The sequence below is a fragment of the Paenibacillus lentus genome (assembly GCF_003931855.1).
Classification (GTDB): Bacteria; Bacillota; Bacilli; order Paenibacillales; family Paenibacillaceae; genus Fontibacillus; species Fontibacillus lentus.
On sequence record NZ_CP034248.1, the window covers coordinates 4754480 to 4777701 of the forward strand.

The 23222-nt window shown below is 46.0% G+C and carries 15 protein-coding genes and 3 pseudogenes; 2 read left to right on the plus strand and 16 right to left on the minus strand.

Annotation, left to right across the window (positions count from 1 at the left end; all coding sequences use genetic code 11):
- Nucleotides 1–326 precede the first annotated feature (326 nt).
- Entirely contained in the window at nucleotides 327–965 is a 639-nt protein-coding gene (locus EIM92_RS21555; protein WP_125084598.1) for an NAD(P)-dependent oxidoreductase, read from the plus strand.
- A 679-nt stretch (nucleotides 966–1644) separates the two neighbouring features.
- On the opposite strand, the gene EIM92_RS21560 is transcribed toward EIM92_RS21555, so the two are convergent.
- From EIM92_RS21560 to EIM92_RS21605, 11 genes and pseudogenes are all read right to left on the minus strand, one after another.
- Complete coding sequence (locus EIM92_RS21560) at nucleotides 1645–2196, minus strand: glutathione peroxidase (RefSeq protein WP_281279643.1); 552 nt, start codon at nucleotides 2194–2196, stop codon at nucleotides 1645–1647.
- A 518-nt stretch (nucleotides 2197–2714) separates the two neighbouring features.
- On the minus strand, nucleotides 2715–5723 hold the full coding sequence (gene pgmB / locus EIM92_RS21565; protein WP_125084599.1) for a beta-phosphoglucomutase: 3009 nt from the start codon (nucleotides 5721–5723) through the stop codon (nucleotides 2715–2717).
- A 51-nt stretch (nucleotides 5724–5774) separates the two neighbouring features.
- Nucleotides 5775–6866, minus strand: coding sequence for a carbohydrate ABC transporter permease (locus EIM92_RS21570; protein ID WP_125084600.1), 1092 nt, complete (start codon nucleotides 6864–6866; stop codon nucleotides 5775–5777).
- Nucleotides 6867–7949 carry a carbohydrate ABC transporter permease gene (locus tag EIM92_RS21575; RefSeq protein ID WP_125084601.1) on the minus strand — a complete coding sequence of 361 codons (1083 nt, stop codon included), beginning with the start codon at nucleotides 7947–7949 and terminating at the stop codon, nucleotides 6867–6869.
- A gap of 452 nt (nucleotides 7950–8401) precedes the next feature.
- On the minus strand, nucleotides 8402–9808 hold the full coding sequence (locus tag EIM92_RS21580) for an ABC transporter substrate-binding protein (RefSeq protein ID WP_125084602.1): 1407 nt from the start codon (nucleotides 9806–9808) through the stop codon (nucleotides 8402–8404).
- Nucleotides 9809–10083: 275 nt separating this feature from the next.
- Nucleotides 10084–11088 carry a LacI family DNA-binding transcriptional regulator gene (locus EIM92_RS21585; protein ID WP_125084603.1) on the minus strand — a complete coding sequence of 335 codons (1005 nt, stop codon included), beginning with the start codon at nucleotides 11086–11088 and terminating at the stop codon, nucleotides 10084–10086.
- A gap of 525 nt (nucleotides 11089–11613) precedes the next feature.
- Nucleotides 11614–12969: pseudogene (locus tag EIM92_RS21590) on the minus strand (IS1182 family transposase); the annotation flags it as partial.
- Between the two features lie 486 nt (nucleotides 12970–13455).
- Nucleotides 13456–14209: pseudogene (locus EIM92_RS24395) on the minus strand (cellulose binding domain-containing protein); the annotation flags it as partial.
- Nucleotides 14210–14437: 228 nt separating this feature from the next.
- Nucleotides 14438–15271 (minus strand): annotated as a pseudogene (locus EIM92_RS24400) (glycoside hydrolase family 5 protein); the annotation flags it as partial.
- A 380-nt stretch (nucleotides 15272–15651) separates the two neighbouring features.
- A complete protein-coding gene (locus EIM92_RS21600; protein WP_125084604.1) occupies nucleotides 15652–16098 on the minus strand; it encodes a hypothetical protein in 447 nt (148 codons plus the stop codon).
- A 168-nt stretch (nucleotides 16099–16266) separates the two neighbouring features.
- Complete coding sequence (locus EIM92_RS21605; protein ID WP_125084605.1) at nucleotides 16267–16644, minus strand: winged helix-turn-helix transcriptional regulator; 378 nt, start codon at nucleotides 16642–16644, stop codon at nucleotides 16267–16269.
- Nucleotides 16645–16799: 155 nt separating this feature from the next.
- On the opposite strand from EIM92_RS21605, the gene EIM92_RS21610 reads away from it, so the two are divergent.
- Nucleotides 16800–17477, plus strand: coding sequence for an NAD(P)H-dependent oxidoreductase (locus EIM92_RS21610; protein ID WP_125084606.1), 678 nt, complete (start codon nucleotides 16800–16802; stop codon nucleotides 17475–17477).
- Nucleotides 17478–17887: 410 nt separating this feature from the next.
- Here the strand turns inward: EIM92_RS21610 and EIM92_RS21615 are convergent, their stop codons facing one another.
- The 5 genes from EIM92_RS21615 to EIM92_RS21635 all read right to left on the minus strand — a co-directional run bounded on the left by EIM92_RS21615 (nucleotide 17888) and on the right by EIM92_RS21635 (nucleotide 22911).
- Entirely contained in the window at nucleotides 17888–18175 is a 288-nt protein-coding gene (locus tag EIM92_RS21615) for an immunity 53 family protein (protein ID WP_125084607.1), read from the minus strand.
- A gap of 238 nt (nucleotides 18176–18413) precedes the next feature.
- Complete coding sequence (locus EIM92_RS21620; protein WP_125084608.1) at nucleotides 18414–19967, minus strand: hypothetical protein; 1554 nt, start codon at nucleotides 19965–19967, stop codon at nucleotides 18414–18416.
- The gene (locus EIM92_RS21625; RefSeq protein WP_164515173.1) at nucleotides 19964–21226 is read right to left on the minus strand and encodes a C40 family peptidase; all 1263 of its coding nucleotides are present in this window, start codon (nucleotides 21224–21226) and stop codon (nucleotides 19964–19966) included. Before EIM92_RS21625 ends, EIM92_RS21620 begins: the two co-directional genes overlap by 4 nt.
- A gap of 192 nt (nucleotides 21227–21418) precedes the next feature.
- Nucleotides 21419–22297: a hypothetical protein gene (locus EIM92_RS21630; protein WP_125084610.1), complete on the minus strand. Its 879-nt coding sequence runs from the start codon at nucleotides 22295–22297 to the stop codon at nucleotides 21419–21421.
- 41 nt (nucleotides 22298–22338) lie between these two features.
- Nucleotides 22339–22911, minus strand: a complete 573-nt coding sequence (locus tag EIM92_RS21635; protein WP_164515174.1) for a DL-endopeptidase inhibitor IseA family protein — start codon at nucleotides 22909–22911, stop codon at nucleotides 22339–22341.
- Between the last annotated feature and the right edge of the window lie 311 nt (nucleotides 22912–23222).

The window sequence follows — 23222 nt, forward strand, 5'->3', positions numbered from 1 at the left end:
GTTCATTCCCGTGTATGACGTGTTTGTCGCTTGCCTTAATTGTATCATGGAACCCCTTACCGTGGTCGACGAAAGGGCTTGGGCAGCCATTCCAAGCACTGCAAACGCCGAGAATCTTTTCCCGGGAAATGATCTTGTTCTTGCTCTTACTTTGCCATAGATAGCCAACAGATTTTTTTTTGCAAAAGCCGAACCCTTCCACCTTCATCAATACTTTAATCGAGATTGAATACGTTGAGGGGTACCCCAATAAATAAAAAATGTAATATAATCATTTCAAATAGTTTATTTTGGAAAAATAGCAGATCGCTAATAGGGGCGCAATTATGAATAATAATGAGATTGTAGCAATCATAGGTGGAACTGGCAAAGTAGGACGTTATGTCGCTGCTGCAGCGCTGCGGCAAGGTTATCGGGTTCGCATGCTTGTAAGAAATCCCGACAGGCTGGTCAATCAAGATAATAGAATCGAAGTAATAAAGGGACATGCCGACAATATCTCTGACCTTAGACAGCTGCTTCAGGATTGCCACATCGTGATCAACGCTTTTGGTCAACCGGCTGGAGATACTCCATTATATAGTTTTGTAACAAGCCTGGTTCTAGAAGTGATGAACGAGCTGGAGATCAGTAGATATATCGGGGTCACCGGAGGCTCACTGACTTTGGAGGGGGATCGAAAAAGTTTGCAGAATAAACTTGGGGCATGGCTATTCAAGGTCTTCTTCCCTAATATGATCAAAGATAAACAGAAAGAAGCAGCCATTCTGGAGCAATACTGTAATATTGAATGGACACTGATTCGGCTGCCATTTGTTGTTGAGAGCGAGGAAAGAGGCAACGTCAAAGTAAATCTCACAGATATGCCCGGTATTAAAATTTCAAACCAGGACATTGCAAGCTTCATTATCGACGAGGTGCTGGATCGACAATACATTCATAAGACTCCCTTTATTGCTACATAAGGCGGGCGATTGAAATGGGCAATTGAATGGGCGAACGAAGTGGATGGGGCAAGCTGGAGCAAGTCTATTCTCTAACGAAAGTAAAATACTGCGATGGATTGAGCTTTCGTGGATAGTCCCTCAGTACGAGGGAATGGAATTCATGTCTTTAAATATGATTAAAACGCATGTTTCGGGGGATTAGATGGATTTCATGCACCTAAAATTAAAAACTAGAGCATGATTGGCAATCTCTCTTCTTCTAACGACATGAAATCCATTTAAATCTGCACTTTCTTATCACCGTCGAATCTAATTACTATTAATCCATTTATATAAGTTAAACTATTAAAAGAAATATGAGCCAGTACGGAAACTACTTCTATCGACTACTACTGGTCCTAGAGTTTTCGAATGATATACCTTCCATAAGAGGCAGAAATCCGGTTACAAAGGCGCCCGCAAGTTTATGCTTCCGGAGCAGTCGCTTTCTTTTAGAAAAATTTCCGTCGGGCTTTCCGCTGAGGCTTTTCGCTGAAATTTTCCATTACGACTTACATTCATGTGTCCATACCGCGCCCTGGAAAAATAATAATCTCCGCCTCTTCAATAGAGACGGGATTATTGTACTGCTGCTACTCGCCAGGAGACCTATTCTTCTAGGCTAATTGCCGGTGATTGCCGGTTCGCCTAGCCTATGCTATTGCAATAATTCCTGAATGCTGGATTTAATGCTGTCGATGGAATCGGTAGGCTCAAAACGACGGACGACACGGCCCTGCTGATCGACGAGAAATTTAGTAAAGTTCCACTTGATCGCATCGCCAACTAGCCATTCGGGCGCTTTTTCGGATACCATCATTTTCAGCAGTTTGGCATTGATGTCACTCTCGTCAAAGCCCTGAAACGGTGCCGCCTTCTTTAAATAATCAAACAACGGATGTGCCTGCTCCCCGTTCACGTCCACCTTAGCAAAGATCGGGAATTTCACGCCGTAATTAATTTGGCAAAAAGACTCTGCTTCCGCGTTCGTCCCCGGCTCTTGCTCGGCAAATTGATTGCAGGGAAAGCCGATTACCTTTAAACCATCCGCTTGATATTGCTCATATAGCTTCTGCATATCATCGAACTGGGGTGTAAACTTACATTTACTCGCCGTATTCATAATCAAGACTGGGCTGCCCTCGAATTCGTATAAAGGAAACCGTTCACCATTGGTCTTAAGCACGTTAAAATCATAGATAGTCAACATGGATTTCTAGTCACCTCGAAAGTATATATAGTACTTTTTCACCATATAATAGTTTCGAAGGAATTGCAATAAAACCGCCTAGTCAGGACGGTGATGTGTGTCAGCTCAAGATAAAATCCATTCCCTCTCACTTTTGATTTCAATTTCACCCTATTCAAGGCTCTTTAAGAAGCGATTACGAATGCTGCGCATTAGCAGCACCTTCTCAATTTCTGAACGTGGCTTCTTCGATGCATGCTGATGTTTGAATATAACGCATTCTTTCTAAATTAGAAGCTGGGCGAGACATTTGCGTAATATCCATTTCTCGCCTTTGGTCTTCACTCCTTAAATATAATGGATTGCTACGATTCATGAAAAAAATGCGCTTTTATCTTATGGTTTAAAGTGGTGCCCCTCGCAGTTCTAGTGTATACTTTCTTATCTCAAAAAAAAGCCCACTCCCTCTTCATCAAAAGGTAAAGAGAGAGCGAGGCTCGGAATCGTACGTCAGATTAAACCTTGTTGATCTCTACGTACTACCCCATCAGATTCAGTAGCATGTCCGGGCTTAGTTCGGCCGTTGAGGCAAGCAGCAGGTCGGCAGCGCCGAGTTGAGCGGCGCTCCCGATGCCGACGGCCTTCATGCCAGCAGCCTGAATCGCTGCGACGCCTGCCTCGGCATCCTCGACACCGATGCAGTTCGCTGGATCTGCACCAAGCATTTCTGCCGCCTGCAGAAATATTTCCGGATCCGGCTTACCCTTGCGGACACTGCCAGGGTCAGCCACCGCCTGAAACCAGGAGCTGGCTCCCAGCCGCTCCAGGATAAACGGCGCATTGTGGCTGGCCGATGCAAGCCCGACCGCGATCCCCTGCTCTTGCAGGCTGACGAGCAGATCGCGGATGCCGGGCAGTAGATCGGCTGGCGTGATACGCTCGATCATCCGCTTGTAGCTCTCGTTCTTCCGCTCCGCCAGCCCCGCCTTCTCTTCGGCGGTATAGCTCCGCTCGCTATCCTCGAGCACGATTTCCAGCGACTCCATCCGACTTACGCCCTTCAAACGTTCGTTCTTGACACGGTCGAACGGAAGGCCAAGCTCTTCGGCTAGCTCCTTCCAGGCGAGATAGTGATACTCCGCCGTATCCGTAATAACGCCGTCAAGGTCGAAAATGACAGCCTCCAATTTTTTCACGAAGGGAATGGTCACTGGTTCACCCGGCACTAAGTTCACCGTATGCCCTTTATGCCTGATCTCCAAGCCCTCCGTGCCACTGCCCTCAAGCAGTGTATACACAACGGCTTCGCGATGGACGAAAACGTCGACAAGCTGCCCATGGCTCATCACCTTAAAACGATAGCTATCCCACTGCTCTGGCAGCCTCGGATTAAAGCTAAGTACTCCGTCATAGGCGCGCATGCCGCCAAAGCCGTTGACGATGGACATCCAGGAACCCGCCATAGCAGCCGTATGGAGGCCATCCTTGGCGTTACGGTTCACGTCGTCGAGATCCATCCGAACCGTGCGGTCAAAATAAGAATATGCACTCGCCAAATCTCCGATTTCAGCGGAAATAATGCTGTGAATACAGGTGGATAACGATGAGTCGTGCGTCGTTAGCGGTTCATAATAGTTGAAATTACGGATTTTGTCCGCCAAAGAGAATCGATCTCCCAGCAGGAACAACGCCAGAACAAAATCTGCCTGCTTCAGCACTTGGTGGCGATAAATCACTAACGGATGGAAGTGCAGCAGCAATGGATATTTATCGTCGGGGGTATTTTCGAAATCCCATTTCTTCTTCGTTAAAAACGTATCATCCTGCGCATAAATGCCCAGTTCTTCATCAAACGGAATGAACATCCTCTCCGCTGCATCCAGCCATCCTTCGATCTCATCCTCCGTGAGCTCAAGCTTTTGGCACAGCTGTTCATAGTGCTGCGGATACTGCTCACGCAGCATCGCTGCTGTCTCGTAAGCATAGATCAATTGCTCCTGGACCATCAGGTTCGTGTAGGCGTTGTTGTTGACGATCGCCGTATATTCGTCGGGGCCGGTTACCGCATCGATGCAGAACGCCCCTCCACGCGCCGGGTTGTAATGACCGAGATCGACCCAAAAGCGAGAAGTCTCGAACAGAATCTCTGCCCCCTTCGTCACGAGGAATTCCGTATCCCCCGTCGCCTGCACATACTGTCTAATCCCATAAGCGATATCCGCGTTAATATGCGCCTGGGCCGTTCCCGCTGGGAAGTAGGCCGAGTTCTCGGCACCGTCGATCGTACGCCAAGGATAGAGCGCGCCCTTCTGCGACATAACGGCTGCGCGTTCCCGCGCTTTATCCAACGTGTTATAGCGAAATTCCAGTAGCGCTCTGCTGATTTCAGGCTGTGTATACGTAAAAAACGGCAATATATACATTTCCGTATCCCAGAAATAGTGGCCTTCATAGCCCTCGCCGGTAAGGCCCTTCGCTCCGATGTTCGTGACACCGTCACGCCCTACCGATTGTAGCAGAGCAAAGGCATTGAAGCGGATTCCCTGCTGCATGGCTAAATCTCCGTTAATCTCCACATCGGCTCGCTGCCAGAATTGTTTCAAATAGTCGCGCTGCTCCTCGGCCAGCAGCTCAAAACCGCTGTCGCCCGCATTTCGCAGCACTTCACTGCTGCGGCTGACCAGTTCCTCCTCGGCATAATCCCGGGTTGTGTGATACGCGATGTATTTCGTCAATCGGACAGTCTCACCACTCTTGAGCTGCAGCTTATACTTAGCCAGCGTCCGTTGCTCGTTCTGCTGGACGGACATTTCATAACCCCAAGGAGTATCGATGGAATGACTGATCCCGGTGAGCAGGGCAAACCTTGTATACCGAGTACGATGCCGCATCCATAAGATTGACTTCTCATGGCCGGTCTCCTCCAACAGCAAATTCGGTTCGGCACGAGCTCCGCCGAGTCGAGGATCGTCCGTTGCCTCTGGCTCGGCGATTTTGCCGTCCATTGCTGAAATCAGCGCGACATCGCCTTCAAAGTTCAGCGCAGTCACCTCATAATGAATGGCAGCCAAATGCTTGTGCTGCAAAGCGACCATCCGCTGGATGCGGATCATTACAAGATGCCCCGCTGGCGACTCCCATTCGATCTCGCGTTCCAAGATCCCCTTTTGCATATTCAATTGCCGCTTAGAGCGATGGACCTTGCCCGCGTGGAAATGAAACGGATGACCTTCGACTCTCAGCTCGACGATTTGTGCGTTCGGCACATTGAGCATTGACTGATTGCGCGTTGGATACCCGTAGGCCCCCTCGGGATAGATAATCGGCTCGGAGTCATAGAAGCCGTTCAAATAGTTGCCGACAACCGATTTTCCCCTCTTGCCATAATATCCTTCCTCAAAGTTGCCCCGCATACCGATATATCCATTGCCTAAAGCGAAGATACTCTCATTTCTTTGATTGTTCTCTTCGTCATAGGACTCTTCGGTAACACACCACTCCTCATAAGGATACAGTGCCTTCGGATGTACGTATGGTTTCATTTTCATCTCTGCCAGGCCCCTCCAGTTCTCTGTTGATTGTTTAATTGTTGCCAGTGCTTAACCCTTGACCGATCCGCCCATTAGCCCTTTGACAAAATATTTCTGCAACAGGAAGAAAATCGTCAGCGGCATCAGCATCGAGATAAATGCAGCCGAGGTCAGCAAATGCCAGTCATTCCCCCGCGAGCCGACAAGATCGGCAATCTTCATGGACATGACCTGCACATTCGGCTGGTTGCCGATGAAGATCAGCGATACCAGATAATCGTTCCATACCCACAGGAACTGGAAGATGGCAATCGATGCCAAGGCCGGTACGGACAGCGGCAGGATTAATCGGCTGAATATCGTAAAATGGCTTGCGCCGTCAATAAATGCTGACTCGAACAAATCCTTCGGCAATTGACTGATGAAGTTATACATGAAGTACGTCACGAGCGGCAGGCCGAATGCGGTATGTGCCAGCCAAATGCCCAGATAGCTGCCGTTCAGTCCAAGTGCTGTGTAATCCTTCAAAATCGGAATCAGCGCGACTTGAATCGGAATGACGAGCATGGAGATAATGATCGCAAATAATGTTTTTCGGCCCGGGAACCGCAGCCAAGCAAAGGCATATGCCGCAAACGAAGCGATCAGCACCGGAATGATTGTTGCCGGTACAGCAATCGTCAGCGTATTCCAGAAAGCCTGGGACAAGCCGGTTCCTTTTTGCACCGTTTCACTGCCATCCCCCAGCTTCAGCTTATATTCCTTCCCGGAGAGGACATTTTTGTAGTTGTCCAGTGTGAAATCGGGCTTCACTTCCCAGCCGCGCTCCTGCAAATTGATCGTGCGGGCTCTCCGGTTTTCCCATATGAGACGATTCTCACCCTCTGCAACGCCTGCCCTCAGTTGGTCATCGGTATAGGTTTTGCCGTTCACTTCGATTGGCTCGCGCAAATCGACATCTTTAGACAGCTGCAGAGTTTCTCCGGTCTTCCATTCCTGATGAGGGAACACCTTCCACCAGCCGGTCTGCAGAATATCCGCCGCAGGTCTAAACGAGGAGATGAACAGACCCAGCGTCGGGAGCAGCCAGATAAAGCAAATAATACCTAGCACGACATTGACTAACGTCTTGCTTCCTTTTCTTTTTTTACGGCCGACCATTTAGAATCCCCCCTGCTTGCGGAACTGGCGCAAATTGATAATGATGACAGGCAAGACCGCGATCAGCAGCACGATAGCCAGCGTGGAGCCGTAACCAAAGTTGCGGTACATGAAAAACTGCCGATAGAACTGTGTCGCGACAACCTCTGTATCGTATTGACCTCCCGTCATCACCATGACGACGTCAAATATTTTCAAAGTGAATACAATAATGGTCGTGGTGACCGTCAAAATGGTAGTAGAGATGTATGGAATCATAATGCCGAAGAAAATCTTCACTTCACCCGCGCCGTCCACGCGCGCCGCCTCCAAAATATCCTCGGGGACGCCCTTGATCGCAGCGGAGAAAATAACCATCGCAAATCCCGTTTGCATCCAAATGAGTATAATGATCAGGAAAAAGTTATTCCATGGCTGGAGCATACTTGTCCAGGCCTGCGGTTCACCGCCAAAGAACGTAACAATTGCGTTCAAAATCCCGATTTGCTCGTCGCCAGGCTGATAATAATACACGAACTTCCAAATAACACCAGCGGCAACAAAAGAAATTGCCATCGGCATGAAGATGATCGACTTGGCGATCTTCTCGTAGCTGCTGCGATCGGCCAGAATGGCAATCAGCAGACCCAAGCTCACGCAGGCCAGTGTTCCGACGAATACCCACAGCAGGTTATTGCGCAATGCCGTCGCGAGCAGACGGTCGGTAAAGATGGCCGCATAGTTGGCCAGACCGACGAACTTATCCGAGGAGGCATTGAAGAAGCTTAGGTAAAGCGTCCGCAATGCGGGCAGAATCAGCAGCCATCCCAGGACAAGCGTTGCCGGACCGACGAAGACGAAGGGCAGAATTTTCCGGCGGATATGCTCCGGGTACTGCTCCACCGCCCAGTTAAACGAATAGTAGATTTGATAGACGCCGACGACTCCCCACAGCACAGCGAATATGGCCGTGAGCAGCGGATTAAGCGTCGAATCGCGGAAAAACAAGAATATCAAACCGTGTACGCCGATATTAATTATTAGTACAAGCAAGGATAAGAGCACGGCTTTCATGCTAATTGTTGGTTTTGCTTGTGCACTCATAATAGCTCCTCCTATAAGTTTTGCGGAGCAAAACTGTCTTCGTAAGCATGCGCTCGTTTTGCGGGGCAAAACTATCTTCGTAAAGCCTTGAATTACTTCGTGATCAAAAAATCAACTTTTCAGCACCGAAGCCTAAGCTTTCGATGCACGTTTTTTCAAAACGTTTTAGGTTGCACGAACCCTGTTGCCTTTGCTTCCGATGTGAGTTTTGCTTTGCAAAACTTTTAAGAGGAGCGGAGTGTAGGAGAAGCCTACATGAGCACCTACAATGTTTCAGAAGGAAACATACTACGGAAGCATATGCTCTTCAAGGGTGATTGCAAGATTCGATGCCGATTAGCACCTTGAATTACTTCGTGATCAAAAGTTGATAAGACAGGAAAAGAGGAGCAGCTACCCTTTGAACCACAGTGCCCCTCTTTCCTGTTCATACCGTGTTAATAGAGATGATATTAGTTATCCCAGCCGGACTGAATTTGCTTCAATGCTTCATCCAAAGTTGCCGTTCCGCTCACATAGTCGGTCATGCCCTTCCAGAACGTGCCTGCACCTACCTTGCCCGGCATCAGGTCAGATCCGTCGAAGCGGAGCGTCGATGCATCCTGCACGAGCTTCGCCATGCGGCGGTCGGACTCGGAGCTGTACCAGTCAAGGGATGCATCGTTCATTGGCGCGATTACACCGCCGGATTGAACCCAAGTCTTGATCGATTCGCCCGTCGTGAAGAATTCCATAACTGCACGAACTTCCGGACGATCATTGAACATCGCGTAAATGTCGCCCGCTACGAGTACTGGCTTACCGTATTCTTCATCAATAGATGGTAGGTAGAACCAGTCGTAGTCTTCATCCACCTTAACCGTTTCTGGGAAGAAGCTGGTAATGAAGTTACCTTGACGGTGGAACCAGGCTTTTGGCGGATCCGTGAACATTGGAGCCGGAGCATCACCAAAAGCTGTTGTTACGATCGATTTCGTCCCGCCGTATACATAATCTTTATTCAGCCAGATATCAGACATGATTTCCACGGCACGCTTCACTTCAGGAGAAGTGAACGGAAGCTCACCGCTCACCCATTTGTCGTAGTTCTCTGGGGATGTTGTACGAAGCATAATATCTTCAACCCAGTCTGTCGCCGTCCAACCCGTGGCTGCACCACTTTCGATACCAATGGACCATGCAGGATCGCCGTCTTTTGCGATTTGCTCAGTCAATGCCATCAACTCATCCCAGGTCTCAGGAATTTCATAGCCTGCTTCCTCAAACTGTTTCTTCGGATACCAAACCAGGCTTTTCACATTGCTGCGGTTCCAGATCCCGGCCAAGATTTTTCCGTCTTTGCCTTCCATCGTCCCCATGTCAAGCCAGCTTTGGTTATAGTTCGCCTTCAATTTATCCTGGTCAAGAATGTTGGTCAAGTCGATGACTTTACCCGTCTTTGCAATAGAAGCCAGCAGACCTGGCTGCGGGAAGTCAGCGATATCCGGAGCATTTCCGCCGTCTACACGGATGTTGATCGTCGCTTCGAATTCTTTGGAGCCTTCATATTGAATGTCGATACCGGTTTTCTCCTCGAACTCCTTAATGCTGTTCTCAAATTTCACTTGGTCAGCATCCACAAACGGGCCAAACATCGTGACCTTCGTCCCTTTATATTCGCCTTTTAGCGCAAGCTCCAGTGGAGATAGATTCTCATTACTGCCTTCATCCGCCGCTCCCTGATTGTTGCTGTCTGTCTGATTATTCGCAGGCGGCTCATTCTTCGCCGTATTGCCTCCTCCACAGGCGCTGAGTACCATCGTCAAAGATAGCAACAGTACTAGAAGCAATGGCATTTTGCGTCCTACAGCGTTCTTCATCTCATGAACATCCCCTTTAGTTTTTTTAATCTCGCGTCCCTGTTCAAGGGTCTTGCCTAGTTTCTTGATTTTATTTCCTGGCCTGCTTCTTGCTTTCTACCAGACTTCTCTTCCAGGATCACCCCCTTAAAAGCCTGAATATTCCTTTGCTAGCTAAATCATTTCTTGTAGAACAAAGGTGTATGCGTTTACATTTTACTGATTACACCTTCTAATTTTTACGTTGTCCAAGGATTGAAAAGCTTTTCAGATTCGACAGAAAAATAAGTTAAAACTTACTTTTCCCTGCACGATTGTCTGACAATAAGCTCATGATCCATTTTCTCCCGAAGAACATCAACGCTTCCCGTCGTAACCAGCTCATGTACCTTCTCCGCCGCACGATAACCTAAATCATAGGTCGGCTGCGCAATCGTCGTCAGCTTCGGAATATACATGTCGGATACCCGCAGGTTGTCAAAACCTATGACAGATACTTGATCCGGAACGCTGATATTTCGATCATTCAAATAAGATATCGTCCCCATGGCGAACTCGTCGGCTACACAGAATATCGCTGTGATTTCAGGGTACTCGCTGAACAGCTCATCGGCTGCATCATAGGCATGCTCAAAGCGATGACTCGCATACTTGACCCTCTTGATCGTATGCTCCAGACCGCACTCGGTAAGGGCCTGCACAAAACCTTCATAACGAGGCGGGCCAGCTATGGAATTCTCATGGTTAAAACCAATCATCCCGATCTCTGTATGGCCTAGCTCAATTAAGTATTTCACCGCATCATAAGCCGCTGCCTTATCATCAATCTCTACGCTCGGAATATCATATTGATAAGAGTGAGACGAGACGAGTACAAACGGAATCCGGCTTCCAGACAACTTCTCATAGTACTCTGGAAAAATCATATCACTAGCAAAAACGATTCCATCCACCTGCTTCTCATGAAACGCATCGATATATGCCAGCAAGCGATCCTTATCTCGATCTGTATTACAAATCATTAGACTGTAACCAAGTTTGATGCAAGCATCCTGCACTCCCCGGATGATCCCAGAATAATATATGTTCTCGATATCAGGGATAAACAGGCCCAATGTAAAAGACTTCTTGTAAATCAGACCTCGCGCGAAAGAGTTCGGCTGATATTGCAGCTCCTCAATCGCTGCAAGAACGCGACTCCGTTTACTCTCAACCACCGTGTCCGGTGCGTTCATAACCCGGGACACAGTGCTGATGGATACTCCTGCCATCTTGGCAACATCCCGAATAGTAGGTTTCATCTTTGTCTACTTCCTTTTTTGAAAAGCTTTTCAAGACCATTATAGCAAGGCATTTTTGTTTTGACAAGATTTTTTTAAAGCGCTTTCAAAATGGATAGGGAGCTGCTATTTGTTTGGTATTATACGGTTGGATTTTCCATTATCCTCTGGTCTGAAACTAATAACAATCCCCCAGTATTTATCGTAAATTTGTTATTTATTTAGCTGGTTGATTAAGATGCACTGGGCTATTAAAATGATGTGGGGAAAGTGGGCAAGTACGCATAATGCTTCTACGATCTCTGTTGCTGCTGATGCTGATGGCTTGCTGCTGTTTGCTGCTGGTGCTATTGCGTGTTTGGGGTGCTATTGCGCGTTTGCTAAGGTCTACACTAAGATACGTGTACCAGGCTATCGTGTACTACATGGAATCCCTCAGACTGTTGAAGTAATTGATTTTCTATGCAAGAAAACATACTTTCCACGGAAATCCAGAATCGAAAGGATTAAAATATAAGGTGAGTTCCCGTTTGTACGAGAAAAAAGCTTGGCTAGGTGCCTTGCTATTTTCTTAATGTTCTGCACTATGGCAGTCATCAGTGCTTGTTCCTGCACTTTTTCCCGGCCACGCAAACGGGAAATGCGAAGCCCATGGAGCACTTTGGCATCCGCGAAGCTTCGCTCAACTGTTTTACAACGGAGCTTATACAAGATCTGTCCTGAAGAGCTACGGTAATTCGCTTCTACTCGCTCTTTAAACCCTTCCCAAACATGCCGCTGAATTTTACGTTTACGATTTTTGCTTGATGTACAGCTATCCAATAATGGGCATTGGCCACATAAGTCAGGGTTGGACATATATTCTTTGTATCCATTGCGATTAGTTGTGTGGTAAGTCAGCTTAGATCCATTGGGACATATATAAGCGTCTTGTTGCGGGTCATAGGAAAACTCTTCTTTGGGTATAGTCCCCTCTGCTGTAGGGGCATTACGAGTAGCGATGACACTGAAAACACCCATCTCGCTTGTTTTTTTGCATATGTAGGGCGTCATATATCCTGAATCCAAAGCAACAGCTTCTAACGTATTGTGAAAGTCAAATGTATCGATCTGTCTTTGAAGTCTTTCTATATAAACGGTTGAGTCATTCACATTTCCAGGGGTAACATGGACATCCGTAATGAGATTGAATTTGTGATCGACTGTACGATGATCCAAATAATAAAACCCTTCGGGTTTGCCTTTACGCTTCATAAAGCCACTTTCTGGATCGGTGTTACTCACTCGCAGTTTTTTTTCAATCGTTTCGTTTTTCACGGGCGGCAGCGGCTTTTTTCCATGACGCTCTCGTTCTTGATTAACAGCTGTCTCCAATTCTTTTAAATATTCAAGGGGCGTTTCCGTCACAACTTGCATCGATGAACGATTTTTATTCGCGTTAGCTTGGATGTGCGTTGAATCAGTAATGAGAACACGTCCCCCTACCATGTTATGACGGATGGCCAAACGGACTACTTCGTCAAAAATGTCTTGAAAAATGGTAGATCCTTTGAATCGCACATTACGGTTGTAACTAATCGTCGAGTGATCCGGCACAGGATCCGTTAAGCCTAGACCGAGGAACCAGCGGTAGGCTACGTCCGTTTTAATTTCTTGCTCTAATTGCCTTTCGGAGTGAATGCCATACAAATAACCAATCAGCATCATTTTGAAAAGGCGAATCGGGTGAATTGGAGGCCTCCCTAATGTGCCGTGATAGTAGGGGCGAGTCATCTCCGTAATAAATGAAAAATCTACGTTTTCATCAATGATTCGTAGTAAATGATCTTTTGGTACAAGCATATCTATACTAACCAATTCAATTTGATTTCTATCTTGTTGAATGTTAGGCAATTCGCACACCACACTTTCAATATATTACCTATATTATACCAAATTAACGCGGTAATGTGATCTAGATAGGGGCTTTTTCAACAGTCTGAATCCCTGCATCTAATTATGCTCATAACGAATATTTCAGCGGATTAGATGGATTCAATGTACCTAAAATCAAGCATTATCTCATAATGGGCAATTTCCCTTCTTTTCATGACATGAAATCCATTTAAATCTACAATCTGTCCTCGCCAGAGATATTAAGTGCCATAAATCCATTTGTCTAAATTGAACTATTGAAATTTGTTTACATTTCGTTCTTCTGGGAACAAAAACATGATTAGTTGAGTGGACAGCCCTGTTTAAACATGGATAACAATCGCTCCTCTAGAGTGAAAGGCTGGGCGGAACCCAGCCCCTCCTCATCAAATCGTACGTGAGGTTTTCCCTCATACGGCTTTCCGACAGCAACCCCATATAAATTCTTAAAGTGTAATAGACTATTTATCCAAATTAAGGCTCGATACCCCAGACTAGAGTTCCGTTGTTGTACAGCGTTACTTTGCTCCAGTCGGTATACGAGGTCTTAGTGGCATCGAAAGAATAGTCATTGTTCTCATCGAGATTCGACCAGTCGGATTTGGACAGCCGCAGCTGAATGTCTCCGGTCTGGCCGCCTGCCGGAATGGAACCTGCTGCTGCCGAGAAACTGATTTCGACATAGGTGTCCGCATTCGTACCCGTTACGCTGCCGAAGGTTGTTTGAACACTACTAGTGCCGAGCTGGGCCCAATCGACCCAAGCGTTCATACTGTCGGCGCCATCTTTCGTAAAATAGTAGCGAATTTTCAAGTCGCTTAAGTTGAAGGCGCTGGTTCCGGTATTTTTTATGTTAAAATGCGGTTTGATTTGATTGTCGGTCGCGTTCGTATCGCCAGTACGATATTGCAATACGAGTGAACCCGTTGGCGCTGGAGTGCCCTGCTGCGGAGTGACGCTTGCCTGAGCAGAATTAGCGCTTGCCCCCGCACTGTTCACCGCGCTTACTACATAATAATACGTAGTGCCCGTTCATTAACCCCGTATCCGTATAGTTGGTAGCTATAGTATTGCTCGCTACCGTCGTGTAGGGCCCGCCGTTGACGGTTGCTCTTTTTACGGTATAACTCGTTGCTCCCGAGGATGCATTCCAGCTTAGTAACGCTTGAGCGTTACCCGCTGTAGCTGTTAATCCCGTTGGAGCCTCGGGCGCAATTGGACCCGGAGAGTTTCCTCCTCCATTATCCGGAACAGGCTGGTAGCCCGGGGTCGTGTAAATTCCGCTCAGCTGGGAGGTGGCCAGTGTACCATAAGTACTGTTGACAACCGTTTCCCCCCAATCTGTCAGACTTCCGGCCGGGCCTGTCGCCAGATCCAAATACTCGACGCCTCCGCTGTTGCCATACCAGGACCAGGCAAGCCAGCCTACGCCTTTTTGCTGAGTATAGCTAAGAATCGTAGCTTCATCCACATCTCCACTGGAATGCTTATGACCGAATTCGCCAATGATGACGGGGATATTTAAGGCTAGGGCATTGTCGATATTGCTCTTCACTGTCGCTGCATCCCCACCCGCGTATTCATACATATGGATGGAGAAGATCATATTGTTCAGCGGATCCGTGCTCGCAACAGCCAAGCCCTTTTCAAAAATAGAGTTCGGATATTGTCCCCAGCCTGCCGCGTCCACAACAAGCGTATTCTTAATGCCCGCATTGCGCAGAGCCGGGATCGCCGCCTGATAACCGCTAGCCCATCCCTCTGAGCTCCAGGAGCCAAACCACTCATTCGCAATATTGACGATAACGCGATCTTCTTTTCCAATTAACGCATCTTTAATGCTGATCCAATAGTCAACCGCACGATTCAGCGTGGAAGCCGAATCCGAGCCTGTCGCATCATGCACTTCAAGCATGGTAATGAGATTGTATTGATCACATAAGGCGATGATATTCTCGACGGAAGCAACATCGTCCCTTGTCCACTGCCCCCCATCCGACAGTACAATTCTAACGGTGTTGGAGCCTGTTGCGGCAATAGCCGGAATGGCAGCAGCTAAATCGTTCTTGTACCAAGTGTGGGCATGGTTGACCCCTCGCATCACAAAAGGCTCGTCCGTAGCATCATAAAGCGTAGTTCCGCTCACATAGAACCCTTTGACGGGCGTAGCTGCTGCGGAGGCTTTCCCGCTCGGAACAAGGGCAGACGCTGCGATGATGGTCACGGCAAGGAGCATCGTGGCAAAAGATTTCAACAGTTTTCTACTCATTAATAGAACCCTCCAATTCATAGTTTGGATGACGAGCAAGTTGAAACCAGGTGATCATCTTATTTCATGCATGACTGACTAACACTTTAAGTAAGCGCTTACCTTAATGGCGTTACTTCATTCCCCCTTTCCAAGAAAATAGTTGTTGTGCGTATTTTTGCGATGGAGCTGCTAACATCTAGGACTAGCAAACGGTGCTGGATGCATTTCATCACAAGTGGCAAGCACACCCTCAATTATACATTATCTGTAAAAATATATCTACAATTTATTATATTTTATTAGCAATAAATCAATAACAAACTTTGTTGGCCATAATAAAGAGGTGTCCCACCAAAATTACTTGGCGGAACACCTCACGATGATGTATGTATGTATGTATGTATGTATGTACTCGTTGATTATTCTGTCGACACGCCTTCCTCTGCCTCACTGCGATTACTTGCCAATTTCACGGGCAGCTGCCATGCCGTCACTATGGCTAGTAATACAAAGATGATATCCATCCCACCGAACAGAGCGGAGATAAACTGCGGAAACATGCGGATAACCTCGATATGGAACATGGCCATAATCCCTGCCGCTTCACCGATCAATAAGTAGCTGTAGATAAAGTATTTGCCAAGCAGAATACCTAACAAACTCGCAACAACAGCCAATACCTGGTGAACCGGAGTAATCTTCTTCGCAAAAAAAGATACTGCAAATGCGGCCAGTCCTCCAATTGCCCATGCTACAATCCCTACCTCATACTCCGTTAACACCACAATCAGTGCCCAGATGGCACCGCCAATAATTGCAGCAAGCAGCGCTGCTAACATCGGCATAACACTTTTACTCCCGTTCATTCTTCTACTCCCATCAAAAAATATTAGCACATCAATAATTATGTATGCCGATACATATTATACCACAAAGAGTCATAAGCTCCCTTTATTCGACAGTATTTTGTTAAAAAGGTTGCTATCCCTATTCAACACTACAATTATAGCGTGGAATCAACCACCCAGTGTATCTTAATCCTCTGAGTATTTTTGAACTTCGAGTTGTTTGTCCCTATACTCTTTTCCCCAATCCTTCATCAGATTAATAATAGGAATGAGCGTTCTACCAAATTCGGTCAAGGAGTATTCAACCTTTGGCGGCACCTGGTGGTATACCTCACGATGGACGACGCCGTCTTTTTCCAACTCTCTTAATTGCAAGGTCAGCATCCGCTGAGTAATGCCCGGGCAAATTTTGCGAAACTCGTTGAATCGCTTCGTGCCGCCCATTAGATGATAGATTAAAACCCCTTTCCACTTCCCTCCAATCACATCAAGCGTATATTCCACAGGACATGCCTGTTTATCTCTCTCAGGATCATTTCCAAATCCGCCTTTCCGGTCACGCATCCGCTTCACACTCCTAGGTATCATTTTGTATACTACATTACATTAATGTGCGTACTTCTAAATTAATGTGTTATGCACTAATATAATCTTATGCACGAAGCTTAGTCAAATCGTGTCATTCAAACCAATACTTAGATAAAAAAGGAGAGGGGCCCATGGATACTTTAACCAAAAGCAAAAAAGAGATTCTATCTGCCTATCAGTTCAGACATGCAACAAAGGAATTCGATCACATTAAAAAAATCAGTGCTGAAGATTTTCAATTCATTCTGGAAACGGGACGCTTATCGCCCAGTTCATTTGGATTTGAGCCTTGGCAATTTGTTGTCCTGCAAAATCCGAAAATCCGTGAGAAGCTTCTCCCATACACCTGGGGAGCACAAAAACAGCTTCCTACAGCCAGCCATTTCGTCCTCATTCTGTCCAGACAACCTAAGGATATGACCGCAGATTCCGAATATATTCAAGAGATGATGAAAAACGTGCAGCAGTTGCCTCCACAAGTCATCGACATGAAAACCAAGTTCTACGATAAATTTTTGAAATCCGATTTCAAGTTGCAGGAAAATGAACGAGCCATGTTCGAGTGGGGAGCCCGTCAGACGTATCTGGCCCTCGGTAATATGATGACAGCCGCGGCCCAAATTGGGATCGACTCCTGTCCCATTGAGGGTTTCGACAAAGTTGAAGTCGAGCGTATCCTAGCCGAAGAAGGTATCCTGGATCTCGATCATTTTGGAATCGCCTGCATGGTCGCCTTCGGCTATCGTCTCAACGAACCACGCGAGAAAACAAGACGTAACGCGGAGCAAGTGGTTCAGTGGATAGAGTAGGGTTTGGGGACTGCTTTTAAGGGATATATATAGGTTAGGCAGGTTTCTAAAGTATGGAGACCTGCCGTTTTTTCCAGTAGGAAATTGGCCTTTTACATTAGAGCAATCTGTTTCCAGAAGGTGGCCAAATCGTTTGGGTACGAACCGATTCATTTTATTAATCGGTTCGCCAACGAAACCGTATAGCAGTTCTGCATGTCTATCAACATCAGTCCAAGCAAATTCTACCACATATAGAACTGATAATTGAATTTTTACCATCTACTTCAATAGAACTTTGAAGTATTTAAGTGTCACAAAAATTCTATAGAGTCATTATTATCAGTTGAATAATATTTTATTTGAAGTCTGAAAGCCCACCAAAAAAAGGAGACCGCATTATAAAATTGCAGTCTCCTTCTTAAAAATATCTAGGATTCTATCCATTCCTTAAAAATAAGCAATAGCTCATTCAGGTTATCAATACCACAAAATCCTCTGAAAGTTCTGTCTTGAACATTACAATGTATCCAATCCATTTCACTACGTTCAATTTTAATAGGAGTAAATTGTTTTCCCTCTGCAATAGTTCCTTCCAAGGTAATATCAACCTTCCAGCCAGGATTATCAAGAGTGAAAATTTTAACACCTTCTGAATGTTCCCAATTAACATCACAACTTTCTGCAACCCATTCTTGTAGCCACTTTATTATTTCCATTTCTTATCTCCATTTTGAAATTTCATAAAAAAACGGTGGTCTAGCTCCGCCTGGATTGATACTTTCATGAACATGCGGTGTAGGTACATCTATTGATGTTGTTTTATTTAAATGTCACTGAAACCAATATCGTAAGTCTCATTACCTTATGAGCTTTATAAGTAATTCTATTTTAACAAGACGGCTTGTTAAGGCTAAGTGTACAACTCTCCATTACTTACTCGATCCTAGTTAATACTCATTCACCCGCATGATAACTGCTCAAATACTCCAACAAATCAACCGCTGCGCGATTCGGTGCTAACTGACTCATTACAACGATCAGCTCATCATAGGATTCAACCAATTGCTCCTTTGCTGCATCTACTTGCGTCTGATCATCTTCGTTCAATGCCTGAACGGAGTTCTGGCGATAATAATCACGATACTCGGATAGCTGCTGTAATAGCTTTTTAAATTCTGTGTTTTTAGAGATCTGCCCCTTCTCGGAACCCTGCTGCCTTAGATAACCGTAAATAGCCGCATCAATCGTGCTGCCTTGTCTGCCAGACAGATGCGACCACATGGTTCCTCCTCCATCCGCATAATAATGCAGCTCGAACCAATAAGAGTTGACATCTGAAATGCTTGTTCTCAATTCGTTTGCTAGATCCTTCAATGAGTTATTTTTCGCTAAGAAGCCGTCCAGCTTATCCGTGTAACATTGCCCTAATTCCGCATAAGCTTCGTCGATTCCCGCCTCGGAGTTATCTTCGTCACGCTCTAACAAATAAGTTTCAAAAGCAGCATCAACTTCCCCTACTTCCGTGATATCTACGGCTTGACAAGCCGTAGAGGGCGTGTTCTCAACATCAGTCGCTTGTGATTCCCATTTAAAAGTATCCAACATCTTATCCACCTCAGACCTCATAACACGATATTGTTCCGCCTCTTTCTTGTCAGCCGGTTCGTTAGGCATTAGTTTGGCGATAATCAATACATCCTCATTTTCAAACACAACCTGAGCATCGTCTGACCGGCTCTGCTCATCGCTTGGGTGGGAATATTCGATTTGAACCAGGGGATAAGCCCCCTTTTGACCCAAAAATGAAATAAGCTGCATTTCCACGCTATGCTCTAAAGAGATATGTCCTACCCAGTTTTCCGGAAGCTTAAAAGCCCCGTAATAGGAACGTATCTCCGTTGCACTAAATAATGTAGGCTCTTCGTCATAATACCCCCAAGAGCTCACCATCATCTTGGCTGATTCCTCAAAAACCTGTTCGGATGAAAAGATTACGCTTGCCCCTTTCACTGGATAGATCAGGTCGAATTCCTTCTCTTCTTCTTGGTAGGAAGGTGTGGCCATAATCATCGTTTCTCCAGCTCGTCGCATAATCTCCGTAAATGACATTCCGGCCTTAACCTCGCCGAAGTGAATCGGGCTAATTTCGGCAATATCCACATGACTAACGGGAACTCCCTCCTCCTCCGTCAAATGAAATACCAGTCCAGCCTTCTCCAGCTTGAGCCATGCTGCCCCTGCATCGTCCGCTCCCTCTACAGGAGCTTCTTGAAAATCCTGCTGAAGCGTATCGATTAGAGATGCTTTATCCATTCCCATATAATGAATAAAGCGCTCGTAGAAGTCCTGGTTTTTCAAATCATATGCAGCATCGAATTTAGCCCTAGTATCACTATTAGCAGTTGGTGTTATCTCAGTCCCTCCTGACTTCCGTGCTTTCCCTCCGCAAGCCGTTAACATAATGACACTTAATGAAATCAACGTCCAGAATAATATTTTTCGTTTCACTTGATAGTTCCCACCTTTTTACCATTTTGACCGTAGACACTTCCGTCATCTGCAATAATTCGACGTACCGAAATGGGTTTTTGAGTTTTTAGCCAATACCCCTTAAGTTCAGATATTTTCACATTTCCTCCTTTAGAATTTGATCCACTTTCGTGAATAAACTGCCCATTCCCCAAATAGATTCCTACATGACCTACCTGAGATGAATTGGGCGAAGTAAATAGGATTAAATCCCCTTTCTTCAAGTTAGAAGTATCGAAGCTTCCGGCATCTTTTTTTCCAGCAGTCCACACTTCTTGTCCAGAATTAATTTGAGTACGTGTATTAGCGCCAATGTCTATGTTTTCGCATACATCCAGATCACGCAGGATCGTTCGATAAATAGCCGACGTAAAATCTGAGCAGTCCATGGCTTTAGGAGGTGACTTGGGATCCATATACTTTGGCCGGTTTCCGTCCATATAGTAGGGTACTTTACCTTCGAATTGTTTGGCCAGTTCGAGCACCTCTTCTCTTGCCCCTTCAGTTCCCTTCTTTGATATATTAGTCGAGCCCGGGTTTGCAAGGGGAACGGAAGGAATCGCTTGTGGACTCTCTTGCTTAGGTATATCTATGATAGACAACAACATGACCGCAACCCCCGGGTTTTTATCCACCACAGGTCCATAGGTAAAAACACCGTCTTTATAGTACTTTCCTTCCAGTGGAATATTTGAACCGCTAAATACATATACGCTGTTAACCTTATGATTAATGTAGCCGAGACCGTTATAATACTCAGCAAATGTCATCATTTTAGCGACATCCTTGGAAGTGCTGTCTATGCCTACCACATCACGAATGTATTTCTTTTGGTTCAGCGCATGAATTGCCGCCTCTTCCCAATCTGTGAAAAAGATACCCTTGGGGACATTTACGGTTTTTTTGCCAAGCGGATCCCCGTTATGTAGATACCTACTAAAATCACCCGAGCTTTCTCTCCAATGTATAGCCGCAATCAGCTCTGGAGGAACACCCGTTTTTTGGGAAACTGTCTCGTATTTTTGTTTGTTTTTTGCATAGTGCTTTTGAAACTTCTCTAGTGAGTTCATAACTGCTTTATTGGATGTGTCCCGAGTTATATGCGGAACAAGCCATTGATTACGCTCGTATATAGCCTTGATCTTTTGGGTCTTTCCTTTTATATTTTTGATTTTTACATTGGTCTCTGTCAATTTAGATAGATCAAGATTTTCCGGTGGCTTAGTTACTACATTCACTGTCTCCGACACCCTCAAATAATTCCCCGCAGGCCCCGCTCCCGCCCACAAATGCATATAGCCTACGCCGTCGACCATCGCCGAGGACAAGGCATACTTGTCCTTCAGAATCTCGCGAACCTTCTCCGCATAAGTGTGGGCGCCGTCCATTTCTTTTGTCATGCCTTTGGCCTTGTACTCATGCCAGGCGACTTAGGCGCGGCCAATCTCACCTAGCTGCTTATGTATTTCGTCCACTTGCTTCTGGGCCCAGGCTCCTTGAGCCCCACCCTTCAGAACCAAGCCAAGCAAGTATTGGTACTGGTTGTCTTCCGGCATGAGGATCGGCACAAACTTGCCATCCTTCACGATCTGCATCGAAGGATCGTACGAGCACGCCTCCAGCGCACTTCCTTTAAAGTATTCACTTATGTTGACATCCGCGCCGTAGAGCTCCTCGTCAATGTCATAACCCTTCAAAATCTCCCGCTGCTTCATCGCTTCTTTATGTGCTTGCTGCATCAAATATGTATTTCTAAACGCCTTATATACAGAATAAGCGACCTGGGCACGGGCAATGGTGTTTCTCGCTTTAAAGATCGCATCAATCCTCTCCTTGGCCTCCTTCTTCTCTTCCTCCGTGCCATGGAGGGCAAGCTGATGCAGCTTCTGAACCTCGGGATCTTGAAATAACGCATCCTCCAAATAGCTGGTCAGACCTTCTCCAGAAAGCCGGCCATTTGTCGAATAATACGTAGATGGGGATACAAACTCATACTTCTTTTTCGTACTGGTTTTTGCGGTTTCCTCATCTTTTCGATAGCGTGCCGCCGCCTCGGTTAGCACCCTCGCCTTATCCCGAAGCCCCACCGAAATGGCTTCTGCTTGCTTCCGAATCTCCTTTAAAAGGCGCTCTATCTCATTCAGCTCACTCCTACCGTACAGCTCCGGGTACTGTTTCTGCGTATCGCGGACAAGCTGGGAAATGGATTGATTGACCTTCCGCTCCTCTCTTTCCACGAATTCACCGAATCGTTTCGTTTGCGCAGATAATTCATCTACTTTTTTAGGATCAACCTTAATACTACTCATCCATAGCTTCCTTTCAATCGAATGTGATGGCTTCTAGCCATCTATATGTACTCCCACGGGACGGTATCCAACTTCCACTTACCATCTATGTCCTCATATACGGCGTCTACTTTTATAACTTCGGTCTCTCCATCGACATCAGGCACCTCGAACGTGATTTCACTTTTTTCCTCAAAATCCGTAATCTCAATCACCTTAGCCTCTTCCCATTCAAGCATGGAACCCACTTCATAAGGCAAGAAAGCAAGCTTGTCGTTAATAACTTTGATCGGATAGGTATCCAGCATTTCACTGACCACAGCTTCCGTATAACTTGTCCTGAAATAGGCGGTTAACTTCTCCCTCGAATCTAAATCACCGCAGAAGTAATAATAATACTCCTCCGGATCAGCCAACCTCTCCGCTAGAGAAGCAGTGCATTGTTCCCCACCCTCTGCCAAGGCGGCGTATAATTTCGCAATTGCTTCATCTTGCAGTTGAAGAACCACTTGGTCATTTAACGAAAGCGGCCCACTATCTTCCGTATCCGTTACCCGTTTGCTGGAATTACAGCCTGTTAACAATAGGGCCGAGATTAACCCAATAATGTATAGCTGATAAAAAAATCTCCTCACGCCAGCCATCCTTTCCTTCACAGTTTCCACTTTCGATTTCAAGCACCGACTCAGCCTGCCATGTCCTTTACTCTAACTGGAATGAGTCTTAATTATTGTAAAATATATCATATAATCCGAAGGGGGATTACTATTATTTTCATTAGCATTTCCTTGGTCCTGCCAGGCTTTTCACGGCATAGGCATAAGGACTTTTTCACGGAAAATGAGTAACATCATTTGATGAGAAAAAAGCCACAATCCCAATTTAGAATTCACGACTTTTGAATAGTATTCAATTTCCGTAATCCGACAAATTTTATTAATTTGTG

Coding starts and splice junctions, on each gene's coding strand:
- EIM92_RS21585 (WP_125084603.1), bottom strand. CDS start 11,088: ATGAAACCTACTATTCGGGATGTTGCCAAGATGGCAGGAGTATCCATC.
- EIM92_RS21570 (WP_125084600.1), bottom strand. CDS start 6,866: ATGGTCGGCCGTAAAAAAAGAAAAGGAAGCAAGACGTTAGTCAATGTC.
- EIM92_RS21615 (WP_125084607.1), bottom strand. CDS start 18,175: ATGGAAATAATAAAGTGGCTACAAGAATGGGTTGCAGAAAGTTGTGAT.
- EIM92_RS21580 (WP_125084602.1), bottom strand. CDS start 9,808: ATGAAGAACGCTGTAGGACGCAAAATGCCATTGCTTCTAGTACTGTTG.
- EIM92_RS21560 (WP_281279643.1), bottom strand. CDS start 2,196: ATGTTGACTATCTATGATTTTAACGTGCTTAAGACCAATGGTGAACGG.
- EIM92_RS21575 (WP_125084601.1), bottom strand. CDS start 7,949: ATGAGTGCACAAGCAAAACCAACAATTAGCATGAAAGCCGTGCTCTTA.
- EIM92_RS21630 (WP_125084610.1), bottom strand. CDS start 22,297: ATGAGTAGTATTAAGGTTGATCCTAAAAAAGTAGATGAATTATCTGCG.
- EIM92_RS21600 (WP_125084604.1), bottom strand. CDS start 16,098: ATGAACGGGAGTAAAAGTGTTATGCCGATGTTAGCAGCGCTGCTTGCT.
- EIM92_RS21605 (WP_125084605.1), bottom strand. CDS start 16,644: ATGCGTGACCGGAAAGGCGGATTTGGAAATGATCCTGAGAGAGATAAA.
- pgmB (WP_125084599.1), bottom strand. CDS start 5,723: ATGAAAATGAAACCATACGTACATCCGAAGGCACTGTATCCTTATGAG.
- EIM92_RS21555 (WP_125084598.1), top strand. CDS start 327: ATGAATAATAATGAGATTGTAGCAATCATAGGTGGAACTGGCAAAGTA.
- EIM92_RS21610 (WP_125084606.1), top strand. CDS start 16,800: ATGGATACTTTAACCAAAAGCAAAAAAGAGATTCTATCTGCCTATCAG.